17 protein-coding genes and 1 pseudogene are annotated in these 19,026 nt (G+C 29.1%); 6 read left to right on the top strand and 12 right to left on the bottom strand.

The annotated features are described in order from the left end of the window. Positions 1-2: 2 nt before the first annotated feature. The 6 genes from saoP to saoE all read right to left on the bottom strand — a co-directional run bounded on the left by saoP (position 3) and on the right by saoE (position 5,051). Complete coding sequence (gene saoP, locus CLPU_RS08445) at positions 3-821, bottom strand: ABC transporter permease subunit SaoP (protein WP_239591049.1); 819 nt, start codon at positions 819-821, stop codon at positions 3-5. Then, a complete protein-coding gene (saoB, locus tag CLPU_RS17665; protein ID WP_050355227.1) occupies positions 770-1,570 on the bottom strand; it encodes an ABC transporter substrate-binding (seleno)protein SaoB in 801 nt (266 codons plus the stop codon). The genes saoP and saoB overlap by 52 nt, the downstream gene beginning before the upstream one ends. Before the next feature lie 162 nt (positions 1,571-1,732). Next, the gene (gene saoL, locus CLPU_RS08435) at positions 1,733-2,326 is read right to left on the bottom strand and encodes a MerB-like organometallic lyase SaoL (protein ID WP_050355226.1); all 594 of its coding nucleotides are present in this window, start codon (positions 2,324-2,326) and stop codon (positions 1,733-1,735) included. Positions 2,327-2,362: 36 nt separating this feature from the next. Then, entirely contained in the window at positions 2,363-3,469 is a 1,107-nt protein-coding gene (gene saoX / locus CLPU_RS08430; protein ID WP_200898541.1) for an ABC transporter substrate-binding subunit SaoX, read from the bottom strand. A 20-nt stretch (positions 3,470-3,489) separates the two neighbouring features. Then, on the bottom strand, positions 3,490-3,948 hold the full coding sequence (gene saoC / locus CLPU_RS08425; RefSeq protein WP_050355225.1) for a Cys-Cys-COOH (seleno)protein SaoC: 459 nt from the start codon (positions 3,946-3,948) through the stop codon (positions 3,490-3,492). Positions 3,949-3,950: 2 nt separating this feature from the next. Further along, positions 3,951-5,051: an efflux transporter SaoE gene (gene saoE / locus CLPU_RS08420; protein ID WP_050355224.1), complete on the bottom strand. Its 1,101-nt coding sequence runs from the start codon at positions 5,049-5,051 to the stop codon at positions 3,951-3,953. Between the two features lie 452 nt (positions 5,052-5,503). Between saoE and CLPU_RS08415 the strand changes: the two genes are divergently transcribed. The 5 genes from CLPU_RS08415 to CLPU_RS08395 all read left to right on the top strand — a co-directional run bounded on the left by CLPU_RS08415 (position 5,504) and on the right by CLPU_RS08395 (position 9,919). Then, positions 5,504-5,935 (top strand): hypothetical protein, encoded by a 432-nt coding sequence (locus tag CLPU_RS08415; RefSeq protein WP_050355223.1) that lies wholly within the window; start codon positions 5,504-5,506, stop codon positions 5,933-5,935. 17 nt (positions 5,936-5,952) lie between these two features. Then, positions 5,953-6,381 (top strand): ferritin-like domain-containing protein, encoded by a 429-nt coding sequence (locus tag CLPU_RS08410; protein WP_050355222.1) that lies wholly within the window; start codon positions 5,953-5,955, stop codon positions 6,379-6,381. Between the two features lie 189 nt (positions 6,382-6,570). Next, entirely contained in the window at positions 6,571-7,731 is a 1,161-nt protein-coding gene (locus tag CLPU_RS08405; RefSeq protein WP_097677554.1) for a double-cubane-cluster-containing anaerobic reductase, read from the top strand. 233 nt (positions 7,732-7,964) lie between these two features. Next, complete coding sequence (locus CLPU_RS08400) at positions 7,965-9,116, top strand: double-cubane-cluster-containing anaerobic reductase (RefSeq protein WP_050355220.1); 1,152 nt, start codon at positions 7,965-7,967, stop codon at positions 9,114-9,116. Between the two features lie 20 nt (positions 9,117-9,136). Continuing rightward, on the top strand, positions 9,137-9,919 hold the full coding sequence (locus CLPU_RS08395; protein ID WP_050355219.1) for an acyl-CoA dehydratase activase: 783 nt from the start codon (positions 9,137-9,139) through the stop codon (positions 9,917-9,919). A 339-nt stretch (positions 9,920-10,258) separates the two neighbouring features. On the opposite strand, the gene asrC is transcribed toward CLPU_RS08395, so the two are convergent. The 6 genes from asrC to eutH all read right to left on the bottom strand — a co-directional run bounded on the left by asrC (position 10,259) and on the right by eutH (position 18,339). After that, complete coding sequence (asrC, locus tag CLPU_RS08390; protein ID WP_050355218.1) at positions 10,259-11,209, bottom strand: sulfite reductase subunit C; 951 nt, start codon at positions 11,207-11,209, stop codon at positions 10,259-10,261. An 11-nt stretch (positions 11,210-11,220) separates the two neighbouring features. Next, the gene (asrB, locus tag CLPU_RS08385) at positions 11,221-12,015 is read right to left on the bottom strand and encodes an anaerobic sulfite reductase subunit AsrB (RefSeq protein WP_050355217.1); all 795 of its coding nucleotides are present in this window, start codon (positions 12,013-12,015) and stop codon (positions 11,221-11,223) included. Beyond that, positions 12,016-13,020, bottom strand: coding sequence for an anaerobic sulfite reductase subunit AsrA (asrA, locus tag CLPU_RS08380; protein ID WP_050355216.1), 1,005 nt, complete (start codon positions 13,018-13,020; stop codon positions 12,016-12,018). It abuts the gene before it with no gap. Positions 13,021-13,393: 373 nt separating this feature from the next. Next, on the bottom strand, positions 13,394-15,172 hold the full coding sequence (locus CLPU_RS08375) for an aminopeptidase P family protein (protein WP_050355215.1): 1,779 nt from the start codon (positions 15,170-15,172) through the stop codon (positions 13,394-13,396). Between the two features lie 640 nt (positions 15,173-15,812). Then, the gene (locus CLPU_RS08370; protein WP_235436145.1) at positions 15,813-17,189 is read right to left on the bottom strand and encodes an MATE family efflux transporter; all 1,377 of its coding nucleotides are present in this window, start codon (positions 17,187-17,189) and stop codon (positions 15,813-15,815) included. Positions 17,190-17,229: 40 nt separating this feature from the next. Continuing rightward, positions 17,230-18,339, bottom strand: a complete 1,110-nt coding sequence (gene eutH / locus CLPU_RS08365) for an ethanolamine utilization protein EutH (RefSeq protein ID WP_050355214.1) — start codon at positions 18,337-18,339, stop codon at positions 17,230-17,232. Positions 18,340-18,605: 266 nt separating this feature from the next. On the opposite strand from eutH, the pseudogene CLPU_RS08360 reads away from it, so the two are divergent. Then, a pseudogene (locus CLPU_RS08360) lies at positions 18,606-19,026 on the top strand (hypothetical protein); the annotation flags it as partial.

Genomic DNA, 19,026 nt, shown 5'->3' with positions numbered 1-19,026 from the left:
ATTTAATTAACCCTCCACTTGGTAAGAGTTTTATTTAGTAATTGTAAAAGTATATCTATCCCAAATCCAACTAATGCAGCCATTATCATTAAGGCAACTAGTTTATCTGTCTGCATCATTGTTTGAGCTTCAACTAAAGAGTAGCCGAACCCAGCACTCGTAGCAATGAACTCCGCTCAGATTACCGACATCCAACCATTGCTTATAGCAATCCTACATCCTGTTAATATATTAGGAATAGTAGCTGGTACAATTATATCTTTAAATATACTAACTGGACCTGCTCCCATACTTTTTGCAGCATTATAGTAGTCTTTAGATATACCTTGGATTCCATCAATAGTATTTAGAATAATAGGAAATACTCCTGTAAATGCTATTAAAAATATAGTAGGCCCATCACCTAACCCAAACCATACTATTGTAAGTGGTACCCAAGCCATAAGTGGAACTTGTCTTAATGAATGAATCAATCCTTCTACAACACCATTTGCAATTTTAGAATATCCCATTAGAAATCCTATTGGAACACCTATTAAAAAAGCATACAGAAACCCTGTTAAAACTCTTTTTAAAGTTATAAGTATATTTGTAATCACTTCTTTGCTTGTAATAGACTGTATCAGAGACTTTCCTGTATTATATGGACTAGGAAGTATTAAGTCATTATTATAGTATTTAGCCAAAAAATACCAAATAAATATAATTAATGAAAAAAATATTAACTTATATATAAAAATTTTAGGATTATTTAATAAAGAACTCTTTACTAATGTTCCTGACTTATTATATATACTAGCTTTACTTTGAGATTCTTCCAATTTTCAACCTCCTTTCTACCAAAGTTATTTTCTTTGTCAGTTTTAAGCTCATTTAAAAGTATTTCTTCGTTATTAAGTTTAGTTGTAGCTATCTTGAAGTTTTCTATAAACTCTTTATATCTTGCGTCTTTTTTAAAATCTTTTCTTACTACTAACACATAAGTAGGTATATCCTTATTTGTATGTGCTGAAAGTTTTTCTCCATCTATTGACAGTCCCTTTAAAATGTCTATGACAATACCATCAACCATCCCTTTTTCTAGAGCATAGGGAAGAGCTGTTGAAATCATAGGTACTATTTCAACATCATTTCCAAATCTTTCTTTAACTAAGTCTTTTTGATAATATCTTTTCTGCGTTATTCCTATTTTCTTAGGGTTATTTTTTCTCAATACAAATATATCTGAATTCAACATAACTATAGAATTTATTTCAAATCTACTATCCTTCTCTACTAAGGCTTTTGCAGCATCTGGACATAATATAGATATATCCAATAAATCTGATGTCAAAGCCCATTGGGATGTATTACTGCAACAGTCTTTTATTGAATATGTCTCAAAATCTTTTTGCATATGAATTGCTTTAAATCCATTTTTTATCATATAGTTTAATACTATACCTGAAGAATCATCCGAAACCCCTACTTTAATTTTTTCTGATGATGATTCTTTTGGCAGATTTATAATTAATACTATAATTATCATTACTATCAAAAGTAATACTGTTCTTTTGTTTATAAGTCTCATATCTTATAATCCTTATCTTTTCAATTACTCTACATCAAAAATTATCTTACCTATATGAAATGCTTCCCTTATATCTAAGCAAAATATTTTATATTCTCTTAAATTCATATTCTTAACCCAAGTATCATAATGTTCCTTCTTACAGAAGAAATTCATTATGTTTCAGCAGCTTCCACTCCAGTTTTTATGCTTATTTAAGTCTACATGTAATACTCTTATATTCTTAGAAGATACTCTTTTAATTTTTCCATTTTTAATTTCTATCTTTATTTTTTCCCCGCACTCACTACATTCAGAAAGTATTTCTATATCTTGTCCAAATGTAAAGGTTGAGCCTAGTGAATCTATTGCACACATAGCATTGAATTTTCTCTTGTCACTTAATGTAACCAAATGATGAGTAGGAAGTGCTGAAACTGGATATATAAAATTAATATCTCCCTTATCATTCACGACTACTATATTCTTTTCTACAAAACGATTTATGATTTCATTAAGCTTTTCAATGTTTAAACCTATATCTTTTATAACTTCTATTGATGGAGCTTTTATATTAAATGGTTTTTTATATTGTAAAGTATAATTCATTAAGCTTCTTCTCAATTTCTTTTCAATTTCTGTTAGATCCAAATATTTATTATCAATAAGTAGTTCATCTAATGAATATTCTTTAAACATTCCTTTATCTATACATTTTCTTAAATCTTCATACTTTTTCTTTTCAGCAAATAGTTTGTCTATAGTTAAGCTATTCATATGATACCCCTTGCTATATTTAATGTGCTTATATCTTTATTTTCCTAATTTCTTTGCCTTTGTTTTCCATTCATCATAAGACATTCCTACTGGAAATACAGGATCTACTTTTTCTTTTATGAATTTATCAAAATCATCTGCTCCAGATTCATCTATAAACTTACTATCTACTAGTTCTTCGTATGTTACTGTATTTGGAACGTATCCATTTTCTTGCTTCCAACTTAATTCATGCTTTATTTGCTCAGGTACTATCTTCCATGACAGTGTTCTACCTTCTTTAACTGTTTTCTTATAAACAGTTAATAGTCCAACCTCTTCAGGCACCATATAAGTTTTAGCAAATATTTTAGCTGTTTTTAATGGATTTAGATATACAAATTCCATAGCTTTAGTATGAGCAAGAGCTACCTTCTTAGCTAGTTCTGGATGTTTTTCTGCAAAATCCTTATTTATGGAAAGAACACAACAATCTCCCCATTGTCCTTCTAATTTTGAAGAAGTTATTAATATTTTCCCTGTCTTTTCATATTCCGCCATTGATCCCCATGGATCACAAGCAATAAATCCTTTTATTTTTCCAGTTTTGAATGCTAAATAAGCATCTTTATCTGAAGCAAAATCAATTGCCTCATAGTTTTTACCTTCTACTGGTATACCAAGTTCTCTTGCAAATTCAACCCAACCTGAACTTTTCTCAGGATTTGAACCTATTCCTAATGGTTGTCCTATTAAATCTTTTGGATCTTTTATGTCATTTGATACCACAAGATAATATGAACCACCTATATGATTATCTGCTCCTATTATCATAGGAACTTTATTATCTACAGATTTAATTACATTATCTATTCCTATGTATCCTACATCCATTTGACCTGCTAACATAGCTTGAGGAACCTTTGCATTTCCTATAACTTCTGCATCAATTCCTAGTTCTTTATATATACCTGCTGCATCTGCTATAGGTGCTGATACCATATGGTCACAATTGTAGTATCCGACTTTTATCTTGTAGTTATCTGTTTTAGATATAGTTATATTTTTTTCTTTGCTATCTTTATTTGAACATCCAGATATAAAAGTTGCTACCAATAATATCATTATTGAAAATAATGATATATTTTTAATTTTTTTAATCATAGTTCATTACCTCCTTATTTTTAACAACAATCATCCATTCCATCTCCAAATATATCTATTATCTTTCCATCTTCTAACCTAAAAACAGCATATCCTATTTTGTTATTCTTAGAACCTGACACTATTATCTCTATGGGTATCTTATTATCTATATCTTTAAACTGTATATTTTGATTAGAGATTGGAGCATGAACTTTATTTGTAACCTCATAACTCTTATTTTCACTAAATACTACAACCATTGAATTTTCTTTTTTCCCATCTTTAAAAATTACTACTAAATCATTAATTTTATCTCCATTTATATCTTTTTCTGAACATTTAATAATCTCTTTTTCTGGAAAATGTTTTCTAAAATAATTTAAAGCTTTATTGTTTTCTTTTACACCAACATCTTTTTTCTTTTCATTAGCTGATATATTGCTACATCCTATAAGAAATAAAGAAATTATCAAAATAAAAATTTTTTTTATTTTCACACTTATACACTCTCACTAATTACAAGTTTTTTTAGTTTTGGCCAAATAGCATATACAAATAGAAAAAATACAATTAAAGAACATAAATATCTTACAGAATCAGGTGCATTTATAATCAGCGATTTAGCTATTTTTATAGTCTTTTTGGAACTATCAAAATTAACTACTGGAATGAAGTTTTCTAATAAAGTTCTATTCGCTAAATATCCAAACATAAAAGAAAATATAAGCGTAGTAGATAGATAAATTGTAGTAGTACGTTTTCCAATCATCTTATACATACTTATCAACTCTGGAAGATTTGTAGCAGCCCCTGCCATTAAAAAAGTTATAGCAACACCTGGTGATGCTCCACTTGCAACTATAGCTGCTATGAATGGAATGTGACCTACTGCACAAACATACATTAATGCTGCTATTATTGCTATACCACCTAATGATATCAAGCTTGGATTACCTAGATATTCTTGTATAAAGTGTTGTGGAACTATTGTAAGAATAAATCCAGCAAGTAACATTCCAGGTATTATATATTTACTTATAGATTTTCCTAAATCTAAAAATCCCCATTTTAGCCCTTCAACGAGCTTTTCTCTTAAACTTCTACTGTCTTTTTCTTCATCATCTAATATGTCAAAATCATCGTCAAATTCATCTGCACCATCTATGTAGCAAATCTCATCTCCTGCAAATTTATTAGCCAACAATCCTGTTATTATTGGTACTGTGAAGCCAGCAATAAGATATATAATTGTAATTTCTTTACCTAAAAGTCCAAGAGATAATATTATTGCAGCTGGATTTATAATAGGAGTTGCTGTCATAAATGATAGTGTTGGACCTAAATATGCTCCTGAATAATACATACTAACACCTAAAGGAAATACTCCACAGCTACATATTGGTAGTAACATTCCAGATATAGTACTTTTTAATATTGAGGAGAACTTTTTATTCCCTAGCATCTTTTGAAATTTTTCCGGATTTAATACATTATGTAGAATTCCAGCTAATGCATAGCTTATAACTATCCAAAATGAAGATCCATTTAATGCACTAATAGATGACCTTATAATATTCTCTAAAGTAGATATAATACTCATACTTTATGTTGACCTTATCCGTCATATAGCTTTCTTATTTCAGAAGTCAACATTTTCCCCCTTTTTTTGTTATTTGGATATTAAATACATTCGACTTCATTGTTAAAATTATATCGATATCCAAAACAATTCTACATAATACTACCAATTATGTCAAATAGAAAAAGATAATGGATCTGAATTGCAATATTGTTATTTTCTATTCTATATATTTATTAAACATACCATTGTTATCTTCAAAATAAAAAGCAAGATTCGAATCTTTTAATCTTCAATTCTACCTTATAAGCATTTACTAAACTTTATTAATAAATATTAGTATTGATTTTTATCCTATCTCTCCTTATACTCAATTTTATAGTAGCTATGGTAAAAATGTTAAAATTTGTTTATTCACTTTGTATTAGGGTAGTTACTACATTGTAGTATTTTTAGGGGAAAGGAGAATTAGATTGAACAGACATATTGACTTTAATGCATTGATTCAAGAGATAGGCAAATGTTGTCTATCAGAAGACCATTGTAATTCTTGTCAAAAAGATGACTGTCTAATAGGTTATTGTGAACAATCATTACTTACTTGTTTTAAACAACAAGATGAATTTATTGATGGAGGAATGGATAGAATTCCATATAACGATACGAAAATTTATGATGAAGAAGCACTTATCAATTCAATTATTTTTATTTTGAATCAATGTAAAAATTGTCAACTTTATCATGATGAAGACTGTATTATTAACATCATCCGTAGTGCCATGGAAGTGGCTCTATTTGGAGATGCTTTAGATTATAAAGGAAGTAATTTTATGTATTTTGCCGACTTGGAACGTACAAATAAAGAAATATCAAAAAAAATATTGAGTGTCTTCAAACCAATATAGTTATAGGGGGAATTAAAATGGAGAAAAGAAATTTAACAATTGAAAATAAAATTGGTGAAACTAAGGGAACAGCCTTAGAAAGAATCGTAAAACAAAATTTTAATGGTGAAACCAGTGAAGCAGGAATTTACCTTGCTATGGCACGCCAAGCTCAACGACAAGGATATCCTGAAATTGCCGAAGTATTAAAAACTATGGCATGGGAAGAAGCTGAACATGCTGCTCATTTTGCAGAATTAAATGGTATGATTCAAGATAATATATTTGATAACATTAAACAAATGTTAGAAGGAGAAATTTTTGCAAATCAAGGTAAAAAAGAAGCCGCAGAAAAAGCAGAAGAACTAGGACTACTATCAGCAAGAGACTATTTCTATGAATCTGCAAAAGATGAAGGACGTCATGCACGAATGCTAGAAGGTATTTTGAATCGTTACGGAAAATAGGCATTATTCAAGAAGCAGTAAAGAAATTTACTGCTTCTTTTTTATATTAATAACTTCTATCAATACAGTTTAATATAAATATACACTTTTTCTATTAGACATATTGACTATAATGAACTAGAATTTGATTATAGTATTACCTCCATACTCTATAATTTATATTTATTTTTCTATATTTTTCAAGGAGTGATGCAATTGAATACGATTAGTTTACCTAAAAAATTCAATGATTTCACTGACGCTCGACAACAAGGCTTTATAGCAATAAAGCAATTGAAAGAGCAAGGGAAAAACATTGTAGGAGTTTTCTGTGCATTCACTCCTGTTGAAATTATGGATGCAGCTGGTGCCATATCAGTTAGTTTATGTGGTACTAGTGAAGAATCTATACCAGAAGCGGAAAAGTATTTACCTAGAAACCTTTGTCCTCTTATTAAATCCAGTTATGGATTTGCTGTTACAGATTCGTGTCCATATTTTTATTTTTCTGATTTAATAGTTGGTGAAACTACTTGCGATGGTAAAAAGAAAATGTATGAACTTTTGAATGAGCTAAAGCCTGTTCATGTTATGCAATTACCTCAAACTAATAAAGGGGAAAACGTTTTTAACCTTTGGCGTAACGAGATAGTTTCTCTAAAAGAAAAACTTGAAAATAAATTTAATGTTATTATAACCGATGATAAGCTCAGAGAAGTTATTAAACTTCGTAATAAATATAGAAAAGCTTTAAAAAGATTTTATGAACTAAGCTGTCTTTGTCCTCCACCTATGACAGGCTATGAAATGTTACAGGTACTTCATGGCACAGGATTTAAAACTGATAAAAAAAGTCAGATTGAAATCATCAACGAACTTACTGATGATATTCTTGAAGAATACAATGATGGCTTGAGAGAAATATCTTTAGATTCTCCTAGGATACTTATAACTGGTTGTCCTGTCGGTGGAGCGACTGAAAAAATAATAAAAACTATTGAAGATAATGGTGGAGTAGTTGTTTGTTTTGAAACTTGTGGTGGTGCAAAAAGCAATGACGAACTAGTAGATGAAAATATCGATCCAATAGACGCATTAGCACAAAAGTATTTAAATATACCTTGTTCATGTATATCTCCAAATGAGAAAAGGTTTAAATTATTAAACAAACTTATAGATCAATATAAAGTAGATGGCATAATTGAAGTCATCCTTCAGTCCTGTCATACATATAATGTTGAATCTTTCAAAGTGAAAAAGTTTGTTAATAACAAAAAAGATTTACCATATATGAGCATAGAAACAGACTATTCACAATCTGACGCTAGTCAGTTAAAAACTCGTATTTCTGCATTTATAGAAATGCTTTGATAAATTTTTCAACTTAAATTCATGTTATCAACCTTTAACATTATCCTGTTGACTTCTATATGTTAAAGTTAAAATAAGACTAAATGTTCTAATAGGAAAAGTCTATACACATCAAATCAAGTATAGGCTTTTTCTATTAGAGTATTTTTTTAAACAATATTAAAATATGATTGTTACAATAAAATGGTTTTTGTGACATAATTTAAAAAATTTAAAAAGTTAGGATGATTTGAATGTCTATTAGTTTACCAAAAGCTTTTAATGAGTTTGATGAAGCTAGACAAAAAGGTTTCATAGATGTAAAAGAGTTAAAGGAGAAAGGCAAAAATATCGTAGGTACTTATTGTGTTTTCACTCCTTGGGAAATTATATTAGCAGCTGATGCTATTCCTATATCTTTATGTGCTATGAGTGATGAACCAATTCCAGAAGCAGAAAAACATCTTCCTAGAAATCTTTGTCCTCTTATTAAGTCTAGCTATGGATTTGCTATAACAGATACATGTCCATATTTTTATTTCTCTGATTTAATAGTTGGTGAAACTACTTGCGATGGAAAGAAAAAAATGTATGAATATATGAATGACATAAAACCTGTCCATGTAATGCAGTTACCTCAAACTACTATAGGTGATGATTCTTATAACCTTTGGCGTAATGAAATGGTAGTTTTAAAAGAGAGAATAGAAAAAGAATTCAATGTTGAAATAACAGATGAAAATCTAAAACAAGCTATTAAAGCTCGTAATGAAGAAAGACGTATGTTAAAAAAATTCTATGAATTAGGAACTCTTTGTCCTCCTCCAATCACAGGACTAGAAATTCTAAAAGTTTTATATGGTGCAACATTTAAAACTGATAAAAATGAACAAAATCAAACTATAGATAATATGATTAAAAGTGTTATGGAGGAATATAATAACGGTGTCAGAAAAGTATCTGAAGATGCTCCTAGAATACTTATAACTGGTTGTCCTACAGGTGGAGCAACAGAAAAAGTAATTCAAATAATAGAAGAAAATGGCGGAGCAGTTGTCTGCTTTGAGAATTGCACTGGTGTCAAAGGAAATGACACTCTAGTTAATGAAGACATTGATCCTATTGATGCATTAACTGATAAATATCTGAACGTTGCATGCTCTTGTATATCTCCTAATGATAACAGAATAGAACTATTAGATAGATTAGTAGATGAATATAAAGTAGATGGAGTTGTAGATATTGTTCTTCAAGCATGTCACACATATAATGTTGAAACATATAGAATTAAAAAATTCTTAAACGAAAATAAAAATATTCCTTATATGAGTATAGAAACTGATTATTCTAAGTCAGATATTGGTCAGTTACAAACTCGTATTTCTGCATTTATAGAAATGCTTTAATGTCTTTAGGAGGTGACACATTGTATTCTATAGGAATAGATTCAGGATCTGTAGCAACAAAAGGCATTGTATTTGATGGACAAATAATTGAACATATTATTATTCCTACAGGATGGAGTCCCAAAAATGCATGTGAAGAAGTTCTTCTAACTCTATTAGATAAAACAGGTATAAAAAAGGAGCACGCTTTTATAGTAGCAACGGGATACGGTAGAGTATCTATTGACTTTGCAGACAAAACTTTAACAGAAATTACATGTCATGCTAAAGGTGCTCATTTTTTAAATAATGATGTCAGAACTATACTAGATATAGGTGGTCAGGATAGTAAAGTTATAAAACTAGATAATAACGGTAACGTTGTAGATTTTCTAATGAATGATAAATGTGCTGCAGGTACAGGCAGATTTCTTCAAGTCATGATTAATCTACTAGGTTCTGATATCAAAGATATAGATAATTTAACAAAAGGAGCTGTACCTGAATCTATAAATAGTATGTGTACTGTATTTGCTGAATCTGAAGTAATAAGTATGTTGGCAAATGGTTCCTCTAAAGAATCTGTAGCAAGTGGAATACTACACTCTATTGCAAATCGTATCGTGACTTTAGCAAGTAAAGTTGGTATAGAAGAAGATATAATGTTCACTGGCGGTCTCGCTCAAAGTAATGAACTTACAAATATAATAAGCAATAAATTAAAGAAAAAAGTATACACATCTCCTTTATCCCAACTTAATGGTGCTATAGGTGCAGCTGTAATAGGTTTAAATAAATACAAAAGATTAAAGAGCAGGATGTAATCCTGCTCTTTTTAACAGACTGTGTGAAATTCTCCCATACTCTCTAGGTGTGAGATAGCTAATACTAATTTAGTAAATACTAGATGTATTTACTAAATTGTGATGCTATAACTTCAAGAACAACTAAAAACTGAATATATAGAGTTGCTATAGGAAATACTCTATAGCGTAAAATATTCAAGCACTCGCCCAGTTGGTATAGCGAAAACCAAGTATATACGCCAATATAGAAGTTCTTATGCTATATTCCGAGGTTGGTTCAACCTTTAGAGCCTAGATAAACTTGTCTCATTAGAGATATTGACTAGGAAGCCATCCACTTCTATAAGTGGTAGTAGTTCACTCCCAATATATATTAGACTCTACTATAGCCTTTTCACCCAATTCTACATCTTTTAACGCCCATTTTTTAAATTCCTGAAACCCAGTTCTATCTACTATATATCCTATATGTTCTTTTCCTCCTGGGGCATCTTTATCTATATACTTCTCTATATAGTCATAAGTATTTAAAATTATTTTAATTATACTTTTCTCATCTATCCATGTGACAAACTCTTTCGCTATTCTTGGTCTTTTCTTTCCTGTTCTCCCCATAATAACTAGTTTATAATATCTTTCATTACTTCTAGTCCAAGCAGAAGTAGGACATTTTAATATACATTCTCCACATCCTATACACTTTTCACTATCTCTCTTAACTTTATAATTTTCAAATTTCAAAGCTCCAGTTACTTTTTTCTTACAGTTCTTAACACATACTTCACATCCTATACATCTATAAGCCTCATATTCTGGATCTGTCATTCCTATAATTCCAAAGTCTTGCATTCTAGCCTTAATACAATCATTAGGACATCCAGTCAGAGCTATTTTAACATGATAATCATTTGGAAATATAGCCTTTTCTAGATTTTTGGCAAATTTAGTTGTGTTGTAATTTGCAAAAGGACACACATTATTACCTATACATGCAGATACATTTCGAGTTCCTGATGCTGGATATCCGCTATTAGGACTTACTTGATTTATTTCTAAACCTTCTATTATACTTTGTAATTCTTTATTTACATCTGGTATATATTTCATAGGTATTCCAGGTATTTCGAATCCTTGTCTTGTAGTTATATGAAGTGTTCCATTCCCATATTTATCAGCTATGTTTTGTAATATTCTTAAATGTTTTGACTCTATATGTCCCCCTGGTACTCTTATCCTAGCTGCTGTCTTTCCTCTTTCCTTAGTCACTCTAAAAGCATTTTTCTTTAATTTTTTTGTGTTTATATCCATATTTTCACCCCTTAGTCTACTAGTGCCTTAGCTTTACTATAGTTAAAAACAGGACCATCTAAACAAATATATACATCATTAATTTTGCAATGACCACATTTTCCTACTCCACAACACATCTTTCTCTCATGAGAAACCCATATATTTTCTTCATTTATCCCTCTTTTTATAAATTCTTTTGTAGTAAATTCCATCATAATAGGAGGGCCTACCACTATTACATTTGTTTCATCTAAATTTTTTATTGAAATATCTTTAATATGTTCTGTAATAAGTCCTTTCCTTCCATTGTATTCTTCATCTGATTCGTCTACTGTTAGCATAACATCTATATATTTATTCCATTTTTCAACCTCTTCTTTAAAAAGTATATCTTTTGGAGACTTAAAACCACATATAAGAGTAAATTTCTTAACTTCTTCTAAATTCTTAATAAAGTAATCTATAACACCTTTAACAGGTGCAAGTCCAGTCCCACCGGCAGCAATAATTATTTCTTTATTCTTATATATATTTATATCAAATCCATTTCCATAAGGACCTCTCAAAAAGAGATGTTGTCCTTGAGAAAATGTATGTATTATATCTGTGACCTTTCCAACTCTCCTAATAGTTAAATCTACATAATCTTCACCTATTTCTGATACAGATATAGGAGCTTCCCCATACTTTGGAATTGATACTTCGAAAAATTGTCCTGGTTTTACATCTCCTTTAAATTCCATTCTAAATGTAAAATCTATATCGGTTTGGGGTATTATGTCTATGATTTTTGATTTAAAAGGTAAATAAATATTATTTTTCATTTATTTAACCTCCTTAACTAATTTGTCTAATTTATTTATACAATGTGAAAAAGAAATATATTCAGGACAAGCATCATCACATCTTCCACATCCTACACACATTTGATATCCAAATCTTTTATTAAAATCATATATTTTATGCATAGTTTTAAACCTCATTCGTTCACCCTTATCTTTTCTATATTCATGACCGCCTGCCATAGTTGTATATCCATCTATTTGACAAGATGCCCATACTCTTCTTCTTTCACCTGTACTTAAGTTATCGCTATAAAATATATCCTGCATAGTAAAACAAGAGCATGTCCCGCAAACAGTGCTACATCTACCGCACGATATGCATCTTGAAGAATAATCTTCCCATAAATCATAACTAAAAGCATCTATTCCTAGATTTGCTGGTATATTAACTTTTATCTCATTACTTTCTATAAAATTAGGCAAGACTTCTGATTTATCATAAGTTTCAAAATATCTTAAAAATTCATCATCTTTTAAGTCAACTAATATGTCGTTGTCTTTCTTTCTTATGAATAAAGAATAATCTTCTGTTTTATTTGATCCCATACTTACACAAAAACAATTTTCAAAACTATTTTTACATTCTATAAGAACTAATTTTACTTTTTCTCTTAACTTTTTATAATATGGATCTTCTTGACCATTCCTTAAATAAATTTCATCTAATCTTTCGATCGCATTTATATCACAACTTCGCAGAAAAATTATTATGCCTTTTTCATTATCTACTTTAGGTTCTATTACATTATCTTCTGTAAAATAAAACAACGTTTGAGTTATAGGTAATATAAGCTCTTTTGCTGAGTAATAAGACTTTTGATCAAACTCTATTTCTTTTACACTACTTATCTCTCCATACCTTATCATATCCGTATCAGAATAAGTTCCTTTATCTTTAAATACCTTTGGAGCAAATATTTTATAATCTTCTTTTAAGCTTTCAAGTATATTATTAAATTGATCTAACACCATAGAATATCCCACTTTTATCCCCCCTGTAATTATTAATAGCTTCAACTACTTTTAATTTCATAAAATGTTTTTCTTCATCATTAATATACTATATTATGTAAAATATATCATAATATTAACATATTTTATATAATTATATATTGGTATTTTCTATATATATTAGCGATTCATTATATCAATTTTAAATTAGCTAAATTTCGTGAGCTTTAAGTGGCTAAAATTACAAACACTTCAATTCAAAATGCATATATAATATTTTCATTATAATATAAGTATTATGTTTATATATACTTATCAATTCCTTATCATACGAAAATTATATAATGAAAAAGTCTCAGAAAATATATCATCTGAGACTTCCATCTTTATATTAATTTATATCATTCTAAATTTCTCTAGTTGCATTTTTTAGCCAATGATTTTCTTCTTGAGTTAAGTATGGAGATAATTTTATATAAGTATCTTTGTGATATCTATTTAGCCATTCCTTTTCCTCATTAGTAAGAAGATTTATATCTATTCCTCTTAAATCTATAGGACAAAATGATATAACTTCGAATTTCATAAATTGACCTGAATCTGTTTCTTCATCTTCAACAACTAGTAAAGTATTTTCCGTTCTTATTCCATACTTACCTTCTTTATATACTCCCGGTTCATTAGTTATAACCATTCCACTTTCAAGTACAGTATCATTATAATACATCGCAAATCTTTGAGGTGCTTCATGAACACTTAGTAAATATCCTACTCCATGACCAGTTCCACATTTATAATCTATTCCATGCTCCCAGAGTGGAAGCCTAGCAATAACATCTAGGTTAGTACCAGTAACTCCATATAAAAATTTAGTTCTATTTAATGCTATATGACCTTTAAGAACTAATGTAAAATCTCTTTTCTCTTCTTCTGTTATATTTCCAAGAACTATAGTTCTTGTAATATCAGTAGTTCCATCTAAGTATTGGCCACCTGAATCTACTAAAAGCATCCCTTCTGATTTTAATTCATACTGACTTTGTTCAGTAGCTTTATAGTGCATCATTGCTGCATGATCCTTGTATCCTGCTATAGTATCAAAACTTGGTTCTATAAAGTTTTCTCTTTCTTTTCTAAATGTCTCTAATTTTTCACTAGCTGAAATCTCAGTTATATTTTCCTTTCCTACATTGTTATCCAGCCAATAAAGGAATTTTACCATTGCAACGCTATCTTTAATATGACACTTCTTAAGATTCTCTATTTCAACATCATTCTTTGTAGCCTTTAATAACATTACTATATCTTTTCCTTCTAATTTTTCACAACTTGAAGGTATAGAATTATAAATCCATATACTTGTCTTAGAAGGATCATAATAAATTTTAGAAGTTTTATCTATACTCTTTAGTGATTCTTCTATATCTAAATATTCTTTTATTTCAACTCCATTTTGATTTAAAAATTTTTTAACTTCTGATGTAACTTTTTTATTATTTATAAAAATATATGCATCTTCCAGCGAGATTAAGGCATATGAAATTGTAACTGGATTATTAGATACATCTCTTCCCCTTATATTAAATAACCAAGCTATATCATCTAATGAACTTAATATGTATTGATCTACTCCTTTTTCTTTCATCTTAGATCTTACTACTTCTATCTTTTCTTTTGTTGTCATACCTGTGTATTTAACTTCGTGAATAAATACTTTTTCAAGTGGAAGATCTGGTCTATCTTCCCATATATCCATTATAAGATCATATTCAGAATTAATTCTTATTCCTTTTTTGTCGAAACTGTCTTTCATTTCTTCTACTTCTTTACATGAAAAAACTTTCCCGTCAAATCCTACAGTTTTTCCACACTCTAAATTATTTTCAATCCATTCCGTAACTGTAGGAACATTTGGTTCTCTCATTTTAAACAACTTTATTTCACTTCCCTTAAGTTGTTCTTCTGCTTGTATAAAATATCTACCATCTGTCCATAGTCCACTTTCATTCATAGTCACTACAACAGTACCTGCTGAACCTGTAAATCCTGAAACCCAAGCTCTTGATTTCCAATGTTCCGGTACATATTCACTTTGATGTGCATCAAAACTTGGTATTATATATGCATCTATGCCTTTTTCTAACATTAGTTTTCTAAGACTCCTTAATTTATGATTAGTCTCCATACTCAACCTCCTAAATAAATATGTTATTTTTTAAGTTAATAAATTTTTATTAATTAGAGTATCTATATTCTAAATCATTAAATATCCTATAAAGCCTTAAAAATACTATGTTACCTAGAAGCTTTTATAAAATATTAGATTTACAATAAGATTTTTAAATTATTTATGTTTATAATTTTAGAAATTGTTTTAAAAATATTTTCCTTGTATATACTGAAAAGCATTTGACTTAGTTATATATATTTACTATGTGTTACATTCTTATTAATAATTATATTATTCTTCATATTAAAAGTACATGTTTGAGATATACTTACATGTCTTCATAAGGATAGAACATTAAAATATATAATCTTATCAACTCAAATAATCTGACATCATAAACATGCTTTTTTTATTAATTTCCCTGGAAATATGACAAGTATCTTTGTATATTTCCTATAATATAGTTTTATCCTGTCAATTTTTAAACTATAATTCTAATTCATGATAAGTATATCTATATATACTATTTATTATTAAGCTTTATTATATGTATAATAATTAGAAAGAGACTATTATCAATAGTCTCTTTCTATATCTTTTCGACTTATATTATTAATTTAAAATTAATCCTTAGAATTTAATATAATTAATCTCTTTATATATCATCTACTAGATTTTTAATCCATTTGTTAGATAAAGCTCTAGGTGTTCCTAGAATAGTTTTTACTGCTTCTTCTGAGTATGCTAGCGCAACAACCCAGTGAACTGGTAGTTTTAATACTAGTGCTCCTAGAAAAGCAAGTGGTACCCCTACTATCCATACGCAACCAGCTTCTAAAATCATAGAGTATTTAGTATCTCCACCACCTCTAAATATACCTACTACTAGTATACTTGTGTATAACTTAGATGGAATATAGAAAGCAATTACTCTTATTATTTTTTTAGCTGTTTCAAAAAGTTCTGGAGATATGTTGCTAAACAATTTCAAAATAAATGGAGCTGAAACATATAATAGTATTCCTAATATAGTCCCAGTAATAATTCCTATAATACAAAACTTTTTAGCATAACTTATTCCTTCTTCTTCTTCATTAGCTCCTATCTTATTTCCAATCATTGTAGCACATGCCCCTGCTAACCCCAATGATAAAACCATAAAAATATTTTGTATAGTAGTTGCTATTTGGACTGCAGCAGTAGCTTCTTTACCTATTTTTGCATAGGCTATTGAATACATAACTAGTCCTAATGACCACAATCCTTCATTCAATATAACTGGAGATATAGTCTTTAAAAATTTCTTTACAAATCCAATAGATATATCTGTCATTTCTTTTATTTTAGCTGCTAGTACATTCCTACTTCCATCACGATAAATAATAAATATGATAGTCAATGCTTCTACTACTCTAGCTATAACTGTAGCTAATGCTGCTCCACTCACTCCTAATTGTGGAAAACCAAATTTACCAAATATTAAACAATAGTTTAATACAGTATTAACTATTATAGATAATCCACTTACTACCATAGGTAATCTTGCTTGTCTTACACTCCTACATGCACCACTATAAGCAAATGTTATAGAAGTAAAAATATAGCTTATACATACTACTCTTAGATACTTAACTCCAAGCTCTATAACTTCTGGATCATTTATGAGTATTCTCATTATAGTCCTTGGAAATACTAAAGCTGCTATTGTAAATATGAGTCCTACTATACTACCTATTATAATTCCTAATCCCAATACTCTTCTTATATTAGAAGCATCTCTTTTTCCCCAAAATTGAGCTATAAATATAGATGCTCCACTATTTATTCCAAAAAGAAGTATAGAGAATAAGAAGAATACTTGGTTTGCTTGTCCTACAGCTGCTATACTCGCTTCTCCTAAACCAGTAATCATAAAAGTATCAATCATATTAAGAGAAGATGATATTAAGTTTTGTAATGTAACTGGTAAAGCTATAGATAACATAGTTCTATAAAAATCTTTATCTTTTAATATTCTAGTCAAATTAAGCACCTCCCATTATATGATCCTTACATTTAATTAAACTATAACTTTATGATAATAGCTTGTTGCTTCCTTTTTCACTAACACATACTTCATCATGTCTTGTTAGTATAAAAGCTAAAATCAAAGCACTCAGTCCCCCAGCTAATTTAGCGATTATAAATGGAACTATAGCTGTTTTTTCAACTCCTGATATAAATCCTAATTGTCCTCCAAAAGTAAATGCTCCACTCACTATAAATGCACTACATAAAACTTTTTCTCTGCTATTCATTTCTTTAAACATAAAAAACATAGGTATATTATTAGCTAAAGATACCATTAGTCCCATTATAGCTTTTTCTCCTATACCTATTCTTCTACCCAATTTTGATATTGTATTACCAAAGAACCTACTAACAAAGTATATCATAGGATAGGCTCCTGACAAAACTATCACTACACTACCAACTACTTTAAGTCCTTCTGTAAAAGATCCCATTCCTTTTAATATCTTAATTCCAGTAATTACGTCAATCATACTTAATACTAATCCGAACATACTAATAGCAGTTACTCCTCTACTTAAAATACTAAATAAATTTATTATTTTTTCAGGATACTTAGTAAGCCCAATAGCTAGTAAAACAGAAATCATAATAACTGGTAAAGCATTTAAAATAAGACTTTTAAAAGATATTCCTAACAAGTATCCCCCAACGATACTTCCTAACGGTATAGTTATTATTCCAGCTAATATTCCCTTTGCAAAATAAGAATGATCTTCTTTTTTTATAATTCCAACACCTACAGGAATAGTAAATATCACCGTAGTACCTAACATAGAAGACAATATAACTCCTGAAAATAGTCCTATTTCTTTAGACTGAGCTAATTTCATAGAAGAAATATATCCTCCCATATCGCAAGCTAATATGGATGCTGATAAAATAGAAGAATCTATTCCTATATTTTTAAATAATGGCCCTATAGCATAGGATAAAACATTAGCAATGACTGGAGACAGAGAATATATTCCTATAATAGCCAACGCTAAATTTCCCATGGACATAAATCCCTCTTCAAATTTTGCACCTAATCCAAACTTATTCCCATATATTTTATCCATAGCTCCTAATATAGAAAATAAAAGTATTATGCCTAATATTACTTGTTCCATAGCGTATCCCCTCGAATATAGATTGAAAAATAATGACTAAATTATTACAATTCAGTTAATATTAATTACATTTTAGTTAAAAATAGCATGCACACGTAAACCCCTGTATTTTACTGCGATTGATCAATACAGGGGTTTATGTGTTAATATTTTCCTCTTAAAAATTTCTTTTTAAATGATATACTGTACAACAAAGAAAAGCTTTTAGAAAATTTCAGTCATTTTCAAAAAGCAAATTAGTACAAATCTTTAAGGAGGAATGTCAAATGAAAAAATCGTTTAAGAAAATATCAGCATCATTAATAGCAGGTGCAGTATTATTAGGAAGCGTAGGTACTGCAAATGCACAAAGTCTTAACTCCAAATACAATATATCGGATTTTAAAGCTAAATGCAACAACTTTGTATCTAATTGTTCTCTAGATAAAAATACCAAATCTAACAATGTTAAATCTTGTAACAACGATAATAATAAATCTTGTGATAATGACAAAAATAAATCTTGTAATAAAATAAATATTAAATCTATTAACAATAAATCTTGTAAAAAAATAAATATTAAACCTGGCAATAACAATAATAAACCATGTGATAACAACAATAAACCTAGCGACAACAACAATAAACCTAGTGACAACAACAATAAACCTAGCGACAACAACAATAAACCTAGCGACAACAACAATA

This window comes from Gottschalkia purinilytica, from assembly GCF_001190785.1.
Taxonomy (GTDB): Bacteria; Bacillota; Clostridia; order Tissierellales; family Gottschalkiaceae; genus Gottschalkia_A; species Gottschalkia_A purinilytica.
This window is presented reverse-complemented; position numbering and strand designations above follow the sequence as displayed.